12 protein-coding genes are annotated in these 16,578 nt (G+C 69.4%); 5 read left to right on the forward strand and 7 right to left on the reverse strand.

Going from position 1 to position 16,578, the window contains the following annotated elements:
* Positions 1-102: 102 nt before the first annotated feature.
* The 7 genes from H5965_RS07360 to H5965_RS07390 form a co-directional block, all read right to left on the reverse strand.
* On the reverse strand, positions 103-1,506 hold the full coding sequence (locus H5965_RS07360; protein ID WP_310968598.1) for a GH1 family beta-glucosidase: 1,404 nt from the start codon (positions 1,504-1,506) through the stop codon (positions 103-105).
* 35 nt (positions 1,507-1,541) lie between these two features.
* The gene (locus tag H5965_RS07365) at positions 1,542-2,531 is read right to left on the reverse strand and encodes an ABC transporter ATP-binding protein (RefSeq protein ID WP_310968599.1); all 990 of its coding nucleotides are present in this window, start codon (positions 2,529-2,531) and stop codon (positions 1,542-1,544) included.
* On the reverse strand, positions 2,528-3,511 hold the full coding sequence (locus tag H5965_RS07370; RefSeq protein ID WP_310968600.1) for an ABC transporter permease: 984 nt from the start codon (positions 3,509-3,511) through the stop codon (positions 2,528-2,530). Before H5965_RS07370 ends, H5965_RS07365 begins: the two co-directional genes overlap by 4 nt.
* A 1-nt stretch (position 3,512) precedes the next feature.
* Positions 3,513-4,493, reverse strand: coding sequence for an ABC transporter permease (locus tag H5965_RS07375; RefSeq protein ID WP_310968601.1), 981 nt, complete (start codon positions 4,491-4,493; stop codon positions 3,513-3,515).
* Positions 4,490-5,557 carry an ABC transporter ATP-binding protein gene (locus H5965_RS07380; protein ID WP_310968602.1) on the reverse strand — a complete coding sequence of 356 codons (1,068 nt, stop codon included), beginning with the start codon at positions 5,555-5,557 and terminating at the stop codon, positions 4,490-4,492. The genes H5965_RS07375 and H5965_RS07380 overlap by 4 nt, the downstream gene beginning before the upstream one ends.
* 17 nt (positions 5,558-5,574) lie before the next feature.
* A complete protein-coding gene (locus H5965_RS07385; protein ID WP_310968603.1) occupies positions 5,575-7,245 on the reverse strand; it encodes an ABC transporter substrate-binding protein in 1,671 nt (556 codons plus the stop codon).
* 205 nt (positions 7,246-7,450) lie between these two features.
* The gene (locus tag H5965_RS07390) at positions 7,451-8,638 is read right to left on the reverse strand and encodes an ROK family transcriptional regulator (RefSeq protein ID WP_310968604.1); all 1,188 of its coding nucleotides are present in this window, start codon (positions 8,636-8,638) and stop codon (positions 7,451-7,453) included.
* Positions 8,639-8,770: 132 nt separating this feature from the next.
* Between H5965_RS07390 and H5965_RS07395 the strand changes: the two genes are divergently transcribed.
* The 5 genes from H5965_RS07395 (at position 8,771) to H5965_RS07415 (ending at position 16,466) form a co-directional block, all read left to right on the forward strand.
* On the forward strand, positions 8,771-10,015 hold the full coding sequence (locus H5965_RS07395; protein ID WP_310968605.1) for an ROK family transcriptional regulator: 1,245 nt from the start codon (positions 8,771-8,773) through the stop codon (positions 10,013-10,015).
* A gap of 935 nt (positions 10,016-10,950) precedes the next feature.
* A complete protein-coding gene (locus tag H5965_RS07400; protein WP_310968606.1) occupies positions 10,951-12,162 on the forward strand; it encodes a family 16 glycosylhydrolase in 1,212 nt (403 codons plus the stop codon).
* 25 nt (positions 12,163-12,187) lie between these two features.
* Positions 12,188-13,255 carry a ricin-type beta-trefoil lectin domain protein gene (locus H5965_RS07405; RefSeq protein WP_310968607.1) on the forward strand — a complete coding sequence of 356 codons (1,068 nt, stop codon included), beginning with the start codon at positions 12,188-12,190 and terminating at the stop codon, positions 13,253-13,255.
* A complete protein-coding gene (locus tag H5965_RS07410) occupies positions 13,252-15,111 on the forward strand; it encodes a ricin-type beta-trefoil lectin domain protein (RefSeq protein ID WP_310968608.1) in 1,860 nt (619 codons plus the stop codon). The genes H5965_RS07405 and H5965_RS07410 overlap by 4 nt, the downstream gene beginning before the upstream one ends.
* A complete protein-coding gene (locus H5965_RS07415; protein WP_310968609.1) occupies positions 15,108-16,466 on the forward strand; it encodes a ricin-type beta-trefoil lectin domain protein in 1,359 nt (452 codons plus the stop codon). Before H5965_RS07410 ends, H5965_RS07415 begins: the two co-directional genes overlap by 4 nt.
* The last annotated feature ends 112 nt before the right edge of the window (positions 16,467-16,578 follow it).

Genomic DNA, 16,578 nt, shown 5'->3' on the forward strand with positions numbered 1-16,578 from the left:
GCTTCCCCCGGGGTCGGCTTTTCTTCCGACGCTAGGGAAAGGCCGAGGGAGGAGCCATGGGGTGAGCCACCGCCACCGTGGTGGGGCCCACCCCACCGCCGTTCAGCTGCCGCGGACCCGCCGGACGGTGTCGCGGTAGAAGTACCCGCTCTGCTTGATCGTCCGCTCCTGCGTCTCGTAGTCCACCCGGATCAACCCGAACCGCTTCGCGTACCCGTACGCCCACTCGAAGTTGTCCAAGAGCGACCACGCGAAGTACCCGCGCACGTCCGCCCCGGCCTGACGGGCCGCCGCCACCGCCGCGATGTGCGAGGCCAGGTACGCCGTGCGGCCGTCGTCACGCACGAATCCGGTCGAGTCCGGGTCGTCGTCGAAGGCCGAGCCGTTCTCCGTGATGTACATCGGCAAGCCCGGGTAGTCGCGGCCCAGGCGGGTCAGCAGCTCCGTGAACTTCCCCGGCAGGATCTCCCAGCCCATCGCCGTCGTCGGCTCGCCGAACGGGATCACCCGGGACGCCGGGACGCCGTCCGCGTCGACCGCGGATCCCGCGTCGTCCACACCCGAGAACTGCTGGCCGAAGTAGTAGTTCACGCCCAGGAAGTCCAGCGGCGTCGAGATCACCGAAAGGTCGCCGTCCTGGATCGGGAGGCGGACGTTGCGCGCCGCCAGGTCCTCGACCACGTCCTCCGGGTACCGGCCGTGGACCAGCGGGTCCAGGTAGATGCGGACGCCGAGGCCGTCGGCCTGGCGGGCCGCGCGGACGTCCTCCGGCGAGTCGGTCGCCGGGTCGGCGGTGCACATGTTGAGCGTGATGCCGAACTGCGTGTCCGCCGGAGCCGCCTCGCGCATCCGCTGCACCGCCAGCCCGTGGCCCAGCAGCAGGTGGTGCACCGCGTGCAACCCCGCCGCGTAGTCACGGCGGCCCGGCGCCATCACGCCGTGCACGTACCCGTGCATCGCCGAGCACCACGGCTCGTTCAGCGTCGTCCAGTGGCGGACCCGATCCTTGAGCCGGTCGAACACCAGCATCGCGTAGTCGGCGAACCGGTACGCCGTGTCGCGGGCCGGCCAGCCGCCCGCGTCCTCGAGCTCCTGCGGGAGGTCCCAGTGGTACAGCGTCAGCCACGGCGTGATGCCCCGGCTCAGCGTCTCGTCGACGAGCCGGTCGTAGAACCCGATGCCCGCCTCGTTGACGCCGCCGCGGCCGTGCGGCTGGACCCGGGGCCACGCCACGGAGAACCGGTAGGTGTCCGCTCCGAGCTCGGTGACGAGCCCGATGTCGGACGGCATCCGGTGGTAGTGGTCGCAGGCGATGTCACCGTTGTCATTGTTGTCGATCGCCCACGGCACCCGGCAGAACGTGTCCCAAATGGACGGTGTGCGCCCGTCCTCGGAGACCGCGCCTTCGATCTGGTACGCGGCGGTCGCCACGCCCCAGCGGAAGTCCGGCGGCAGGGTGTCGATCAGCGCCTGCTGCTCGGCGGTCGCGGCTGTGGTCTCGGTCAAGGCGGCTCTCCTCCAGGGGTATCGGACACCGGCGTTCAAGAAGTGACGGGGTGCAGCCAGCACGCCACTTCGCGCGCCGGGTCGCCGGGCGTGCCCAGCAGCGGCACGCGGTCGGGGCACGGCTCGAAAGCCTTGGGGCACCGCGGGTGGAACGCGCAACCGGACGGCATCCCGCGCGTGTCCGGTGGCGATCCGGGGATCCCGGACAGCTCGCGCCGCGGCCCCCGCAGGGCGGGGAACGAGTTCAGCAGGCCGTGGCTGTACGGGTGCAGCGCGTCCCGGTAGAGGTCCGCCGCCGGCGCCTGCTCGACGATCCGGCCGCCGTACATGATCGCGATCCGGTCCGAGAACTCCACCAGCAGCGACAGGTCGTGCGTGATGAACAGGACCGAGAACCCCAGCCGTTCGCGCAGTTCCACGAGCTGGCCGAGGATCTGCCGCTGCATGACGACGTCGAGCGCGGTCGTCGGCTCGTCCATGATGACGATCCGCGGCTCCAGCGCGAGCGCCATCGCGATCATCACCCGCTGCCGCATCCCGCCGGACAGCTGGTGCGGGTACGCCTCCAGCCGGTCGGCCGAAATCCCCACCAGCTTCAGCAGGTCGCGAGCCCGCGCGACCCGGCCCGCGCGGGTCGTACCCGGCTCGTGCGCCTTGATGACGTCGACGAGCTGCGTGACGACCTTGTGCACCGGGTTCAGCGAGTTCATCGCGCCTTGGAACACGATGGACGTTTCCGCCCACCGGAAGTCCCGCAGCTGCTTGTGCGTCAGGCGGAGGACGTCGTACGGCTCGCCGTCGGCGGGGTGGTAGATCACCTCGCCGCCGCGGATGACGCCCGGCGGCGCGAGCAGCCGGGTCAGCCCGTAGGCCAACGTGGACTTCCCGCTGCCGCTTTCCCCGGCCAGGCCGAGGACTTCGCCGCGGTGCAGCGTCAGGTGCACGTCCCGGACCGCGCGCACGGCCTCGTCGCCGACGCCGTAGTCGACGTCCAGGCCCTTGATCTCCAGCACCGGGTCCATCATGGCCGTTCCTCCCGCCCGAGCACGGGCGTGAAGCCCACCCGCATGCGATGCGTCTTCCCGTCGGCGCCGCGCACGCGGGCCTTGCCGCTGCCGCGCAACCGCGGGCTGACGAACTCGTCGATGCCGAAGTTGAGCAGGGACAACGCGGTGCCGAGGATGGCGATCGCCAGCCCGGCCGGCACGAACCACCACCACGCGCCCTGCGCGAGCGCCTGCTGGCTCTGGGCCCAGAACAGGATCGTGCCCCAGTTCCAGTTGGACAGTCCCGAGACGCCGACGAAGGCCAGGGTGATCTCCGACATCACGGCGAAGATCACCGTGCCGACGAAGCTGGACGCGATCACCGCGGTCAGGTTCGGCAGGATTTCGAAGAAGATGATCCGCCAGGTCGACTCGCCGGTCGCCCGGGCCGCTTCGACGTACTCCCGGCCGCGCAGCGACAGCGTCTGCGCCCGGAGCACCCGCGCGCCCCACGCCCACGACGTGCAGCCGATGATCACCGCCACCAGGATGTCGCCGCCGCCCGGCACCGCGCTGCCGATGATGATGATCAGCGGCAGCGCCGGGATCACCAGGAACACATTGGACAGCGCGGAGAGGCCTTCGCCCGGCGTGCCGCCGAGGTACCCGGACGTCACGCCGACGATCACCGCGAGGATCGTCGCCACGATCCCGGCGGCCAGCCCGACCAGCATGACGCTGCGCGTGCCGACCACGACCTGGCTGAAGATGTCCTGGCCGAGGTGGGTGGTGCCGAACCAGTGCCGTCCCGACGGCGACTCCAGCAGGTCACTGCTGCGGGCCGACGGGTCGTACGGCGCGATCCACTCCCCGATGATCGCGATGACCACGAAGAAGACGATGACGGCGAGGCCGGTGGCGGTCTTGCCGCCGGTGAGGAACCGGAAGCGGCGCCGGCGCGCGACCGCTTCGAGCGGGAGGGCCTGGGCGGCCTTGACGTCCGCCGCGGGTACGGCCATGTCAGCCCTCCTTCCGGGTGCGCGGGTCGAGTGCGAGGTAGGCGACGTCGGCGAACAGGTTGGCCACCAGCACCGAGAGCGTGATGATCAGGAAGATGCCCTGCATCAGCGGGTAGTCTTGCGAGCCGACCGCCTGGAACAGCTGGTAGCCGACGCCGGGGTAGGAGAAGACGATCTCCACCAGCAGCGTCCCGCCGACGATGAACCCGAGCGCCAGCGCGAAGCCGGACACGCTGGGCAGCAGCGCGTTGCGCGCCGCGTACCCGACCATCACCCGGCGTTCCGGCAGGCCCTTGGCGTGCGCGACGGTGACGTAGTCCTCCGACGCGACGGTGACCATCATGTTGCGCATGCCGAGGATCCAGCTGCCCATCGAGCTGATCAGGATGGTCAGCGCGGGCAGCAGGCTGTGCTGGATCGCGCTGCCGATGAACTCGCCGTCCCAGCCCGGCACCGTGCCCGGGTCGTAGCCGCCGGACGACGGGAAGAAGCTGCCCGGGCCGGCCAGGATCGTCAGCGCGATCAGGCCGAGCCAGAAGTACGGGATCGACGAGAGGAACGTCGTCACCGGCAGCAGGCCGTCGACCCACGAGCCGCGCTTCCAGCCGGCGACCACGCCGAGCCCGGTGCCGAGCGCGAAGCCGACGACCGTGGTGATGCCGACCAGGATGATCGTCCACGGCAGGCTGTCGGTGAGCAGGTCGGACACCGGCGTCGGGAAGAACGTGAACGAGATCCCGAGGTCGCCGCGGAACAGCTGCCCCCAGTAGTCGAAGTACTGGGAGATCAGGCTTTCGTTCTTGTCGAGTCCGAAGAGGACGTACAACGACTGCATCGCTTCCGCGCTGATCATGCCCTGGTTCTTCGCGATCAGCGACTGCACCGGGTCGCCGGGGATCATCCGCGGGATGAAGAAGTTGATGGTGACGGCGGCCCACGCGGTGAAGACGTAGAAGCCCAGCCGTTGCAGCAGGTACCTCATCGGGCGGCCCCGTCGTAGAGCCAGCAGGCGGTCCAGTGCCCCGGCGCGTCGCCGACGTCGAACCGCGGCGGCAGCTCGGTCTCGCACCGCGCGAGGGCGACCGGGCAGCGCGGGTGGAACCGGCAGCCCGGCGGCGGGTCGATCAGGCTCGGCGGTTCGCCGGAGCCGCGTTCGGCCGGCGTCTCCGAGGGGTCGCCGCCGTCCGCGATCCGGTCCGGGTCGGGCGCGGATTCGATGAGCAGCCGGGTGTACGGGTGCGCCGGCCGCTGCGTGATGGTCTCGCTGTCGCCGCCTTCGACCATCCGGCCCGCGTACATCACCATCGTGTCGTCGGCGAAGTAGCGCGCGGACGCGATGTCGTGCGTGATGTACAGGATCGCCAGGTGCAGGCGCTCCTTGAGGTCCCGCAGCAGGTTCAGCACGCCGAGCCGGATGGAGACGTCCAACATGGACACCGGCTCGTCGGCCAGCAGCGCCTCCGGGTCGGCGCCGAGTGCCCGCGCGATCGCGACGCGCTGGCGCTGGCCACCGGACAGCTCGTGCGGGAACTTGTCGATGTAGCGCTCGGGCGGGGTCAGCTGGACGCGCGAGAGCAACTCGTGCAGCGACTGCTCGAGGTCGTCGCCCGCCCGGCCGTGGATCTTCAGCGCCCGCGTGAGGTGGTAGCGCACGGTGTGCACCGGGTTCAGCGAGGCGAACGGGTCCTGGAAGATCATCTGGACGCGGCGGGCGTAGGCGCGGAACGCCTTGCCGTGCTTGACGTCGATGCTGTCGCCGTGCAGCCGGATGTCGCCGCCGGTGCGCGGGTAGAGGCCGGCGAGCAGCCGCGCGACCGTCGACTTGCCGGAGCCGGACTCGCCGACCAGCGCGGTGACGCGGCCGCGCCGGAGCGTCAGGCTCACGTCGTCGACGGCCTGGATGCTGCGGCGTGGCCCGGTCAGGGCGGCCCGGCCTTTGCGGCGGACCGGGAAGTGCTTGGTGAGGCCCGCGGCTTCGAGGACCACGGGGAGGTCCCCCTCCGACCCGACGGCGACGGGGTCGGAGGGGGACTGCTCGGTCGTCACGGCTGAATCCGCCATCGTCAGGCCGCGGGCTTGAGGTGCAGGACGATGTCGAGCGCGTTGCGCAGCGTCGGCTGGGCCGGCGCGTACGGGTTGGCGTCGTCGGGCCAGCCGACCCAGTTCTTCGTGCTGTACTCGCCGCCGGAGTTGGCCGCCGACGTGGGGATCATCGGCTGCTGCTCGATCATGATCTTCTGCAGCGTCGCCATCGCCGCGGTGCGGGCGGCGTCGTCCTCGGCGTTCGCGTAGGTTTCCAGCGCCTTGGTCGCCTCGTCGTTCTTGTAGCGGCCGTAGTTGCCGTTGATGCCACCCTGGCCGGTCGGCTTGTAGCGGTTGCCGTCCATGACGTCGCGGTACATGTCGTACGGCGTCGAACCGTCGTTGGTCCAGTGCATCAGGCCTTCGAAGTCACCGGTGTCGACCGACTTCATCCAGGCGTCCTGGTTCATCTTCTCGACCGTGGCGGTGATGCCGATCTGCGCCAGGTTGTCCTTGATGATCTCCAGGTCGGTGATGTAGTCCGACCAGCCCGACGGGACGGTGAGCTTGATCGTGACCGGCTTGCCGCTCGGGTCGGCCAGCTTGTCGCCGGTGAACTTGTAGCCCGCGCCGGTCAGCAGCGACTTCGCGCCCGGGACGTCGACCTGGACCGTCTGGCCCTTGTACTGCGGCGCGATGAACGGGTCGCCCGCCGGGGTCGGGATGCCGGTGACCTGGTCGTTCTTCGGGTAGAAGTAGCCGGCCTCACCCTGGTTGAAGATGTCGTCGCGGTTGATCACCTTGTTGATCGCCTGGCGCAGCTTCGCGTCGTTCCAGGGCGCCTTCTCGGTGTTGAACCACAGGCCGTGCACGGCCAGCTGCGCGGGGAACCACAGCTTGTAGTGCTGCGGGTCCTTGTTCGTGTAGACGGCCTTGTAGTTCGGGATGAACACGAAGCTCCACTCGGCCGCACCGTTGACCAGCGCGTTGACCTGCGCGTTGTTGTCGGTGTAGGAGGTGTAGCGGATTTCCTTGACCTTCGGCGCTTCCTGCCAGTAGCCGCTGTCGCGCCGCACGACGATCATCGTCTGCGGGGTGGCCGACTTGAGGGTGTACGGGCCGGTGCCGATCGGGTTCTTGACGAGGTCGAGCGCCGGGTCCTTGACGTCCTTCCAGACGTGCTTCGGCACGACCAGGGTCTGCAGGATCTTGACCTGGTTGACGAACTGCGAGTTGTCGAAGGCCAGGGTGACCTGGTTGCCGGCCGCGGTGATGTCCTTGTACGGGACGGCGTCGACGTTCAGCGCCTTGTTGTCGCGCAGCAGCTGGAAGGTGTAGGCGACGTCCTCGGCGGTCATCGGCTGGCCGTCGGAGAACTTGACGCCGTCACGGACGGTCAGGACCAGCTTCTTGTAGTTGTCCGACCAGTCCCACTTCGTGGCCAGCCACGGCTTGCCCGGCTCCTGCGGCTTGACGCGGTTGAGCATGACGAGGGGCTCGTAGATCATCCACCGGTAGCCCATGTTCGACAGGGCGGAGGTCTCCAGGAACGGGTTGTTGTTCTCCGCCTGCGGGCCGTCCGGCTTGCCGACGTTGAGCACGGCGTCGGGATTGCTCTGGGCGGCGTTCGAACTGCCGCCGCTGCACGCGGTCAGGCCTCCGACGGCCATCACGGCTACGAGCGCTGCGACGATGGAGCGCTTGACTCGCATCGGTTCCTCCTGGTCATCGACGACTACTTGCTGTCGACTGGTAGCGAGCCCCGACCGCCGGCGACCGAACGACGCCCCGAAGTCAACCCGGGTGACTCGGGTCACGTCAATAACACGGCGGTAACTTTTTGTACCTAAGTTTAAGTACTGAAAGAACGGCCGGTCTGGACCTATTGGTCGGACGATTCCTTACGAGGCAAAGGTTTCAGCCGGTCCGGCCGCCGTTCGCCAGCAGCTGCGCGATCGGTAAGGTCGCCGCGCCGAGCGCGACCGCCTCCGGCCCGAGCCGGCCCAGGACGACCTCGGTGCGCTCGGCCAGGTAGTCCAGGGCGTGCCGGCCGACGGCGTCCCGGACCGCGGGCAGGATCGCCGGTCCCATGATCGCCCCCGCCGAGCCGGAAAGCACCACCCGATCGGGGCTGAGCAGGTTGATCAGGTTGGCGATGCCGATGCCCAGGTACTCGCCGGTCTCGGCGAGCACGTCGGCGGCCGGGCCGCCCCGCCGGGCTTCGGCCACGATCCGCGCCAGCTCGACGTCGCTTTCGTCCCCGATGACCGGTTCCTTGCCGACGCGGGCGGCGTAGTGGCGGACGACCGCCTCGGTGCCGACGTAGGCCTCCAGGCAGCCGTGCGAGCCGCACCGGCAGGCCGCGCCGGCCGCCTTGACGACGGTGTGGCCCCACTCGCTGGTCGTGATGCCGGGGTGCGAGCGCCCGGCGGTCGCGACGGCCGCCCCGACGCCGACGCCGAGCAGGGCGACGATGGCGCGTTCGGCGCCCCGGCCGGCTCCCCGCCAGGTCTCCGCCTGGCCCAGGGTGCGGGCGCGGTTGTCGAGGTGGAGGGGCGCCTGGATGTGGGGGTGGATCAGCTCGGCGAAGTCCACCCCGCGCCAGCCGAGGGTGGGCGCGTGCACGATCCCGCCGTCGCGGACCGCCCCCGGCACGCCGATGCCGACGCCGAACACCGCGTCCGGATCGCCGCCTTCGAGCACTTCGGCGATGCCGGTGCGCACCAGCCCGGCCACCTCGTCCGGGTCGAGCCGGGTGCCGACCAGCGGGTGGCGCACGGTGCCGAGGGTGCCGAGCGCGCAGTCGAACAGGCCGACTTCGACGTGCGTTTCGCTGACGTCGACCCCCACGACCTGCCCGAAGTCCGGCCGCACGGCCAGCAGCGTCCGCGGCCGCCCGCCGTCCGATTCGACCGATCCGGCTTCGGCGACGACGCCGTCCGCGATGAGCTCGGAAACGACGTTGGTAACGGTGGCGGCCGACAGTCCCGATTCAGCTACCAGTTCCAGTCTGCTGACGGGACCGCGGAGGTAGAGCGAGGAGAGCAGCGCCGCGCGGTTGTGCCGCCTGAGGTCACGGGTCGTCTGGCGCACCACCTGGGTCACCGGGAGGATTCTGCCAGACCGCGGCCCCGCCACCATGGGTTCGGGACTTAGTTCACCACTTAATACATAGCCACAACTTACGGTGATCAGGCATCCTGTCAGTGAGCCGGTAAGAGTCCAGATGGGTTGCCCATGGCGAGCAAGCGCACCACCGTCCGCGATCTGCGGCGGCACAACCGATCCCTGCTGCTGTCGAAACTGTACTTCGACGGCCCGCTGTCGAGGCACGAACTCAGCCAGCTCACCGGATTGAGTGCCGCCACGGTCAGCAACGTGACCGCCGAACTGGGCGAAGAACGCCTGATCACCGAAGCCGGCCAGGTCGAATCGGACGGCGGCCGCCCCCGGGTGCTCCTGCGCGTGGACCCGGCGTACGGGCACGTCGCGGGTGTCGACATCGGCGAAACGGGCGTCAAGGTGGAGCTGTTCGACCTGGCGATGAACCGCCTGGCGACGGTCGAGCACCCCCTCCCGAAGGCCCCGGACCCGGCGACGGCGGTCGAGCAGGTGACGTCCGGGCTGCGCGAGGTGTTCGCGAGCGCGGGCATCGACGAGCCGGGCGTGCTCGGCGTCGGCATCGGCGTGCCGGGAACGGTCGAACAGGGTACGCAGGTGCTGGTCCACGCCCCGACGGTCGGGTGGGACGCGGTGCCGTTCGCCTCGCTGCTGGTCGACGCCGGCGTGGGGTTGCCGCTGTTCATCGACAACGGAGCGAAGACCCAGGGCCAGGCGGAGATGTGGTTCGGCGCGGGCCGGGGGGCGCGCCACGCGGTGATCGCCCTGCTCGGTTCGGGCGTCGGAGCGGCGGTGGTGACGGACGGGACGACGTACCGGGGTTCGACGAGCAGCGCGGGCGAGTGGGGCCACACAACGATCGCGTACGGCGGTCAGGAGTGCCGCTGCGGTTCACGCGGGTGCTTGGAGGCGTACATCGGCGCGGGAGCGGTCCTGGCGAGGTACCGCAGGGCACGCGGAAAGGACATAACGGGCGAGGACGAGCAGGCCCAGTTCTCGGCGTTGCTGGCGGCGGCCCCGAAGTCCAAGACGGCGGCCCGCGTACTCGACGAGACGGCGGGTTATTTGGGAGCGGGCATCGCGAACTTGATCAACTTGTTCAACCCGGAGCGCATAGTGATCGGCGGCTGGGCAGGCTTGGCCCTGGGCGACCAGCTCCTGCCCCGCATCCGCGAGGCGGCGGGCGAGCACGCGCTGAGGCACCCGTTCAGCCAGACATCGATCCAGCTGGGGTCACTGGGCTTGGACGCGGTGGCCACGGGAGCGGCGACCCTGCCGGTGGCGGACCTGCTGGAGCAAGGGGCGACATCGAGGATCGCCAAGCCGGGCACCTCCGGCACCCCGAACTCCGACGCGGCGTGAGTGCCGGGGTGAGCCAGGCATAGCCGACGCCCCACCCAGCGGCCAGCCCATCCGGCGCCCACCCACTCGGCGGCCCACCCACCCAGCGGCCCACCCACCCGGCAGCCCACCCACCCGGCGGCCCACCCACCCGGCGGCCCACCCACCCGGCGGCCCACCCACCCGGCGGCCCACCCTCCCAGGGGGTCCATCCCCGCTCCAGCGTATCGGCACCGCCGGACAGAAAGCGCGCAAAAGCCCCAACCGGCCCGCCTTGTCCACACCCCGCCCCAGTTGTGGACAAGGCGGCGACCGACCAAACCCGGCACCACCCGAACCCGGCACCACCCGAACCCCGCACCGCCGAACCCGGCACCACCCGAACCCCGCACCGCCGAACCCGGCACCACCCGAACCCCGCACCGCCGAACCCGGCACCACCCGAACCCCGCACCGCCGAACCCGGCACCACCCGAACCCCGCACCGCCGAACCCGGCACCACCCGAACCCCGCACCGCCGAACCCGGCACCACCCGAACCCCGCACCGCCGAACCCGGCACCACCCGAACCCCGCACCGCCGAACCCGGCACCACCCGAACCCCGCACCGCCGAACCCGGCACCGCCCGAACCATCGCAACTCGACCACAAGGCCGTGCCCCACTGAGCGGGAACCAGCACCGCAACAAGCGCCCCGCCACGAACCCACCCTTAATTCGGGTTGAAAAAAAATGACCGCCCGACGGTTGCCCGGCTTGTCTGGACCATGCATACTTTGTTGCCAGACACAACAAAGCGCCCGCCGAGGCCCCGCAAGTCCGAGCCCGCTCAGGACCGCGAGCACCGGCTGATCGGTCGCGCCTGCCGCCGCCCCGGCATGCGGGACCACCTCCCCTCCCCGCGTTCCGTGCTGCGCGCGGAACGCCGTTCCCCCACGGTGAAAGAGGCGACAACGATGTCCACCTCCAAAAAGAACCGCTGGGCGGCACTCCTCGCCGCCTCCGCGCTGCTGTTCCTCGGGCAGCAAGCCCTCACGATGACCCCAGCCGCCGCGGCGGCCACCTTCACCGACGACTTCAACGGCCCCGCGGGCGCCGCCGTCGACGGGTCGAAGTGGCAGCTCGAGACCGGCGACAACGTCAACAACCACGAGCGGCAGTACTACACCTCCGGCACCAACAACGCCCAACTCGACGGGCAGGGCCACCTCGTCATCACCGCCAAGAAGGAAAACCCCGGCAACTACAACTGCTGGTACGGCCGCTGCGAGTACACCTCCGCCCGCCTCAACACCGCCGGCAAGTTCAGCCAGGCCTACGGCCACTTCGAGACGCGCATGAAACTGCCGCGCGGGCAGGGCATGTGGCCGGCCTTCTGGATGCTCGGCGGCGGAAACTGGCCGACCGACGGCGAAATCGACATCATGGAGAACGTCGGGTTCGAGCCGAACACCGTGCACGGCACCATCCACGGCCCCGGCTACTCCGGTTCCGGCGGCATCGGCGCGGCCTACAACGGCCCGAACTTCTCCGACGACTTCCACACCTACGCCATCGACTGGGCACCCAACCAGATCAAGTGGTACGTCGACGGCAACCTCTACCAGACGCGCACGCCGTCGGACCTGAACGGCAACCGCTGGGTCTACGACCACAACTTCTTCATCATCCTCAACCTCGCCGTCGGCGGGTACTGGCCCGGCGACCCCAACAGCAGCACGCAGTTCCCGCAGCAGCTGATCGTCGACTACGTGCACGTCACCAACTCCTCGAGCCAGGGCGGCGGCCGGACCGGCACGATCACCGGCATCGGCGGCAAGTGCGTCGACGTCGCCGGCGCGAACACCGCCAACGGCACGCCGATCCAGATCACCGACTGCAACGGCAACGCCGCGCAGAACTGGACCGTCGGCACCGACGGCACCATCCGCGCCCTCGGCAAGTGCATGGACGTGAGCGCGGCAGGCACCGCGGACGGCACGCCGGTGCAGCTCTACGACTGCAACGGAACCGGTGCCCAGCAATGGGTCGTGACCGGCGCGAAGGACATCGTGAACCCCAACGCGAACAAGTGCCTCGACGCCACCGGGAACTCCAGCGCGAACGGCACCCGTCTGCAGATCTGGACCTGCGGCGGCGGCGCGAACCAGAAGTGGACCACTCCCTGATCTGAGCCCCCACAAGGAGAAACCAGTGCGGCGAATCCTCGTCGCGCTAATGGGGTGCGCCCTGTTAGCGCTTTCCTTCCTCGCGACAGGCTCCGCTCAGGCCGCGATCGACGCGGGCCCATCGGCGAGCCAGCTACTCGCGAAAACCCAGTCCTGCCAACAGATTTCGAACGGCAAGTATTCCTTCGACGAAGGCGGCGCGGCGACGGTGCCCGTCTGCCAGGCGAACGGCGCGGTGTTCTTCAAGGCCGACATGGACATCGACTGCGACGGCGTCCGCACCACGCAGTGCAACGAGAACACCGACTGCTGCTTCTACCCCGACACCGCGTTCCACACTTCGACCGACCAACCGCTCAACGCGGCACAGTTGCCGTACATCGTCCTGCCGCAGCCGACGTCCACCTGGGACTACCGCAACTACGGCATCGACGGCGGTTCGGTCGTGGCGGTGATCTACAACAACCAGGTCACCTACGCCGTGGTCGGCGACACCGGCCCGACGAGCATCATCGGTGAGGCGTCCTACGCCACCGCCGTCAGCCTCGGCATCAACCCCGACCCGAAGAACGGCGGCACCGAGGGACCGGTGACCTACATCGTCTTCCCGAACACGCACGTCAACCCGATCGAGAACCACGCCAACGCGGTCAGCCTCGGTGAGCAGGTCGCGTCGCAGTTCGCCGGCGGCACCACGCCACCGCCCACGCAGAACTCCGGCCCGATCACCGGCATCGGCGGCAAGTGCGCCGACGTCGCGGGGGCGAACAACGCCAACGGCACCGCCGTCCAGCTCTACGACTGCAACGGCACGAACGCTCAACAGTGGACAGTCGGCACCGACGGGACCGTGAAAGCACTGGGCAAGTGCCTCGACGTCACCAGCGCCGGCACCGCGAACGGCACGCCGACCCAGCTCTGGGACTGCAACGGCTCGAACGCCCAGAAGTGGACGGCCAACGCGGCCGGCAACCTCGTCAACACCGGCTCCGGCAAGTGCCTCGACGCCACCGGCAACTCCAGCGCCAACGGCACCCGGCTCCAGATCTGGACCTGCGGGTCCGGCGCGAACCAGAAGTGGACGCTCCCATGAGAAAACGCTCTCTCGCAGCCCTGGCCGGGGTGGCGGCGATCGCCGCGGCCACCTTCGCCGCACCCGCGCAGGCCGCGGGCGAAACGGTCAACATCTGGCTCACCACGACCAGCGACGCCGGCGGCCGCCAGGTCACCCGCGGCCTCCAGCAGCAGACGCCGGTCACGTTCGCCGCCGGCACCGGCAGCGGCGGCGTGACCATCAACGTCAACGAAAACACCACCTACCAGCAGTTCGAGGGCGGCGGAGCGTCCTTCACGGACACCGCGGCCTGGCTGATGAACTCCAGCGGCGCCCTCTCCCAAGCCACCCGTGACGACACCATGCGCAAGCTGTTCGACCCGAACAGTGGCATCGGGCTGAGCTTCATCCGCAACCCGCTCGGCGCGTCCGACCTGGCCCGCTACAGCTACACCTTCGACGACATGCCGGCCGGCCAGACCGACCCGAACCTGACGCACTTCTCGATCGCCCACGACCAGGCCGACGTGCTGCCGCTCACCAAGCAGGCCAAGCAGCTCAACCCGCAGGCCAAGGTGATGGCGTCGCCGTGGAGCGCACCGCCGTGGATGAAGGACAACGACAGCTACCTGCTCGGCTGGGTCGAATCGCAGTACTACCCGGCCTACGCGCAGTACTTCGTCAAGTACCTCCAGGCCTACCAGGCCGCAGGCGTGCCGATCGACTACGTCTCGATGCAGAACGAGCCGACGTGCTGCGCGAGCTACCCGTCGACGAACTGGAACGGCGCCGGTCTGGCGTACTTCGCGAAGAACAACCTGCTGCCCGCGCTCCAGAACGCCGGTCTGTCCACAAAGGTCCTGGCCCTCGACTGGAACTGGGACACCTACGCCTCCTACGGTGCGCCCACATTGGACGACGCGGCCATCCGCAACCACCCGAACTTCGGGGGCGTGGCCTGGCACGGCTACGGCGGCGACATCGCCCAGCAGACGACGACGCACAACCAGTACCCGAACGTCAACGCCTACTCGACCGAGCACTCCGGCGGCACCTGGATCTCGAACCAGCAGGCCGAGGACATGAACAACATCGTCGACTACACCCGCAACTGGTCGAAGAGCGTGACCAAGTGGAGCCTCGCCGTCGACCAGAACATGGGTCCGCACAACGGCGGCTGCGGCACCTGCACCGGCCTGATCACCGTCCACAACGGAGACTCCCGCAGCGGGCAGGTCGACTACACCGTCGAGTACTACACCATGGGTCACCTGACGAAGTTCGTGAAGCCGGGTGCCTACCGGATCGACTCGAACGACAGCTCGGCCGTCCGCAACGTCGCCTGGAAGAACCCGGACGGCTCCAAGGCGCTGATCGCGTACAACTCCGGCACCGGCAACCAGAGCGTGCGGGTGAACTGGGGCAACTCGTCGTTCACCTACACCCTGCCCGGCCGCACGTCGGCGACGTTCACCTGGAGCGGCAACCAGGGCAACGGCGGCGGTACCGGCAAGACCGGCCCGATCACCGGCCTCGGCGGCAAGTGCATCGACGTCGCGGGTGCGAACAGCGCCAACGGCACCGCGGTCCAGCTCTACGACTGCAACGGCTCGGGCGCTCAACAGTGGACCGTCGGCACGGACGGAACCCTGAAGGCGCTCGGCAAGTGCCTCGACGTCACCGGACAGTCCACAGCGGACGGAGCACAGCTCCAGCTGTGGGACTGCGGCGGCACGGCCAACCAGCGGTGGGCGGCCACCGCGGCCCGGGACCTCGTCGGCGCGGGCTCGAACAAGTGCGTCGACGCCACCGGCAACTCCAGCGCCAACGGCACCCGGCTGCAGATCTGGACCTGCACCGGCGCCGCCAACCAGAAGTGGAACGTACCCGCATGAAGAAAACAGCAGTATTCGGCGCCCTGATCGCCGCATCGGCACTGGTGCTCGCACCGGGCGTCGCGCAGGCGGCGACCGGGCCGATCACCGGCATCGCCGGCAAGTGCGTCGACGTCGCCGCGGCGAGCAACGCCAACGGCACCGCCGTCCAGCTCTACGACTGCAACGGGACGAACGCTCAACAGTGGACAGTCGGCAGCGACGGTTCCCTGCAGGCGCTGGGCAAGTGCCTCGACGTCACCAGCGCCGGCACCGCGAACGGCACGACGATCCAGCTCTGGGACTGCAACGGCTCGAACGCCCAGAAGTGGACGGCCAACGCGGCGAAGAACCTGGTCAACACCGGGTCCGGCAAGTGCCTCGACGCCACCGGCAACTCCAGCGCCAACGGCACCCGCCTGCAGATCTGGACCTGCGCGAGCACGGCCAACCAGCAGTGGACGCTGCCGAGCGGCGGCACCACCCCGCCGCCCGGACCGGGCGTGATGGCCGTCGCGCCGTACCTCTACAACGGCTGGGGCGACCCGCCCAACCCGGCGACGATCCAGAACGCCACCGGCGTCAAGTGGTTCACGCTGGCGTTCATCCTCTCCAACGGCTACTGCAACCCGCAGTGGGACGGCGGCCGGGCGCTCACCGGCGGCGTCGACCAGAACACGATCAACACCGTCCGCGCGGGCGGCGGCGACGTCATCCCGTCCTTCGGCGGCTACTCCGGCAACAAGCTGGAGTCGTCGTGCGGCAGCGCGGGCGAGCTGGCGGCCGGCTACCAGAAGGTGATCAACGCCTACGGCCTCAAGGCGATCGACATCGACATCGAGGCCGACGCCTACAGCAACCCGACCGTGCAGCAGCGCACGGTCGACGCGCTGAAGACAGTCCGGGCGAACAACCCGGGCATCAAGCTGTACGTCACCTTCGGCACCGGCCAGTCCGGGCCGGACAACAGCCTGGTCAACCGGGCCGCCCAGTCCGGGCTCACGGTCGACGGCTGGGTGATCATGCCGTTCGACTTCGGCGGCGCGGGCCAGAACATGGGCACGTTGACGCAGCGGGCGGCCGAGGGCCTGAAGAACGTCGTCAAGAGCGCGTACGGCTACGACGACGACACGGCCTACCGGCACATGGGCATCTCGTCGATGAACGGCATCACCGACAACAACGAGACGGTCACGCTCAACGACTTCAGCACGATCCTGGCCTACGCGAACTCCCACCACCTGGCCCGGCTGACGTTCTGGTCGGCGAACCGCGACCGCCCCTGCCCGGGCGGCTACCCGAACAACGACACCTGTTCCGGGGTTTCCCAGCAGGCGTGGGACTTCACGAGGATCTTCGCCCGCTACGCCGGCTGACGGCGGTACCACGAAGGCCCGGCCGGGAACCCCGGCCGGGCCTTCGAGCGTGGGGCTGCCGGGCCGCGGCCCTGGGGAAGCGGCGACCCGGCAGCGTGGAGTCCCGCCTGCC

It is taken from the genome of Amycolatopsis sp. 505 (assembly GCF_031625235.1).
Taxonomy (GTDB): domain Bacteria; phylum Actinomycetota; class Actinomycetes; order Mycobacteriales; family Pseudonocardiaceae; genus Amycolatopsis.

Bases quoted from the DNA above. Each gene is read 5' to 3' on its own strand.
- H5965_RS07365 (WP_310968599.1), bottom strand. From the start codon at position 2,531: ATGATGGACCCGGTGCTGGAGATCAAGGGCCTGGACGTCGACTACGGC.
- H5965_RS07370 (WP_310968600.1), bottom strand. From the start codon at position 3,511: ATGGCCGTACCCGCGGCGGACGTCAAGGCCGCCCAGGCCCTCCCGCTC.
- H5965_RS07375 (WP_310968601.1), bottom strand. From the start codon at position 4,493: ATGAGGTACCTGCTGCAACGGCTGGGCTTCTACGTCTTCACCGCGTGG.
- H5965_RS07385 (WP_310968603.1), bottom strand. From the start codon at position 7,245: ATGCGAGTCAAGCGCTCCATCGTCGCAGCGCTCGTAGCCGTGATGGCC.
- H5965_RS07395 (WP_310968605.1), top strand. From the start codon at position 8,771: ATGGCGAGCAAGCGCACCACCGTCCGCGATCTGCGGCGGCACAACCGA.
- H5965_RS07400 (WP_310968606.1), top strand. From the start codon at position 10,951: ATGTCCACCTCCAAAAAGAACCGCTGGGCGGCACTCCTCGCCGCCTCC.
- H5965_RS07410 (WP_310968608.1), top strand. From the start codon at position 13,252: ATGAGAAAACGCTCTCTCGCAGCCCTGGCCGGGGTGGCGGCGATCGCC.
- H5965_RS07415 (WP_310968609.1), top strand. From the start codon at position 15,108: ATGAAGAAAACAGCAGTATTCGGCGCCCTGATCGCCGCATCGGCACTG.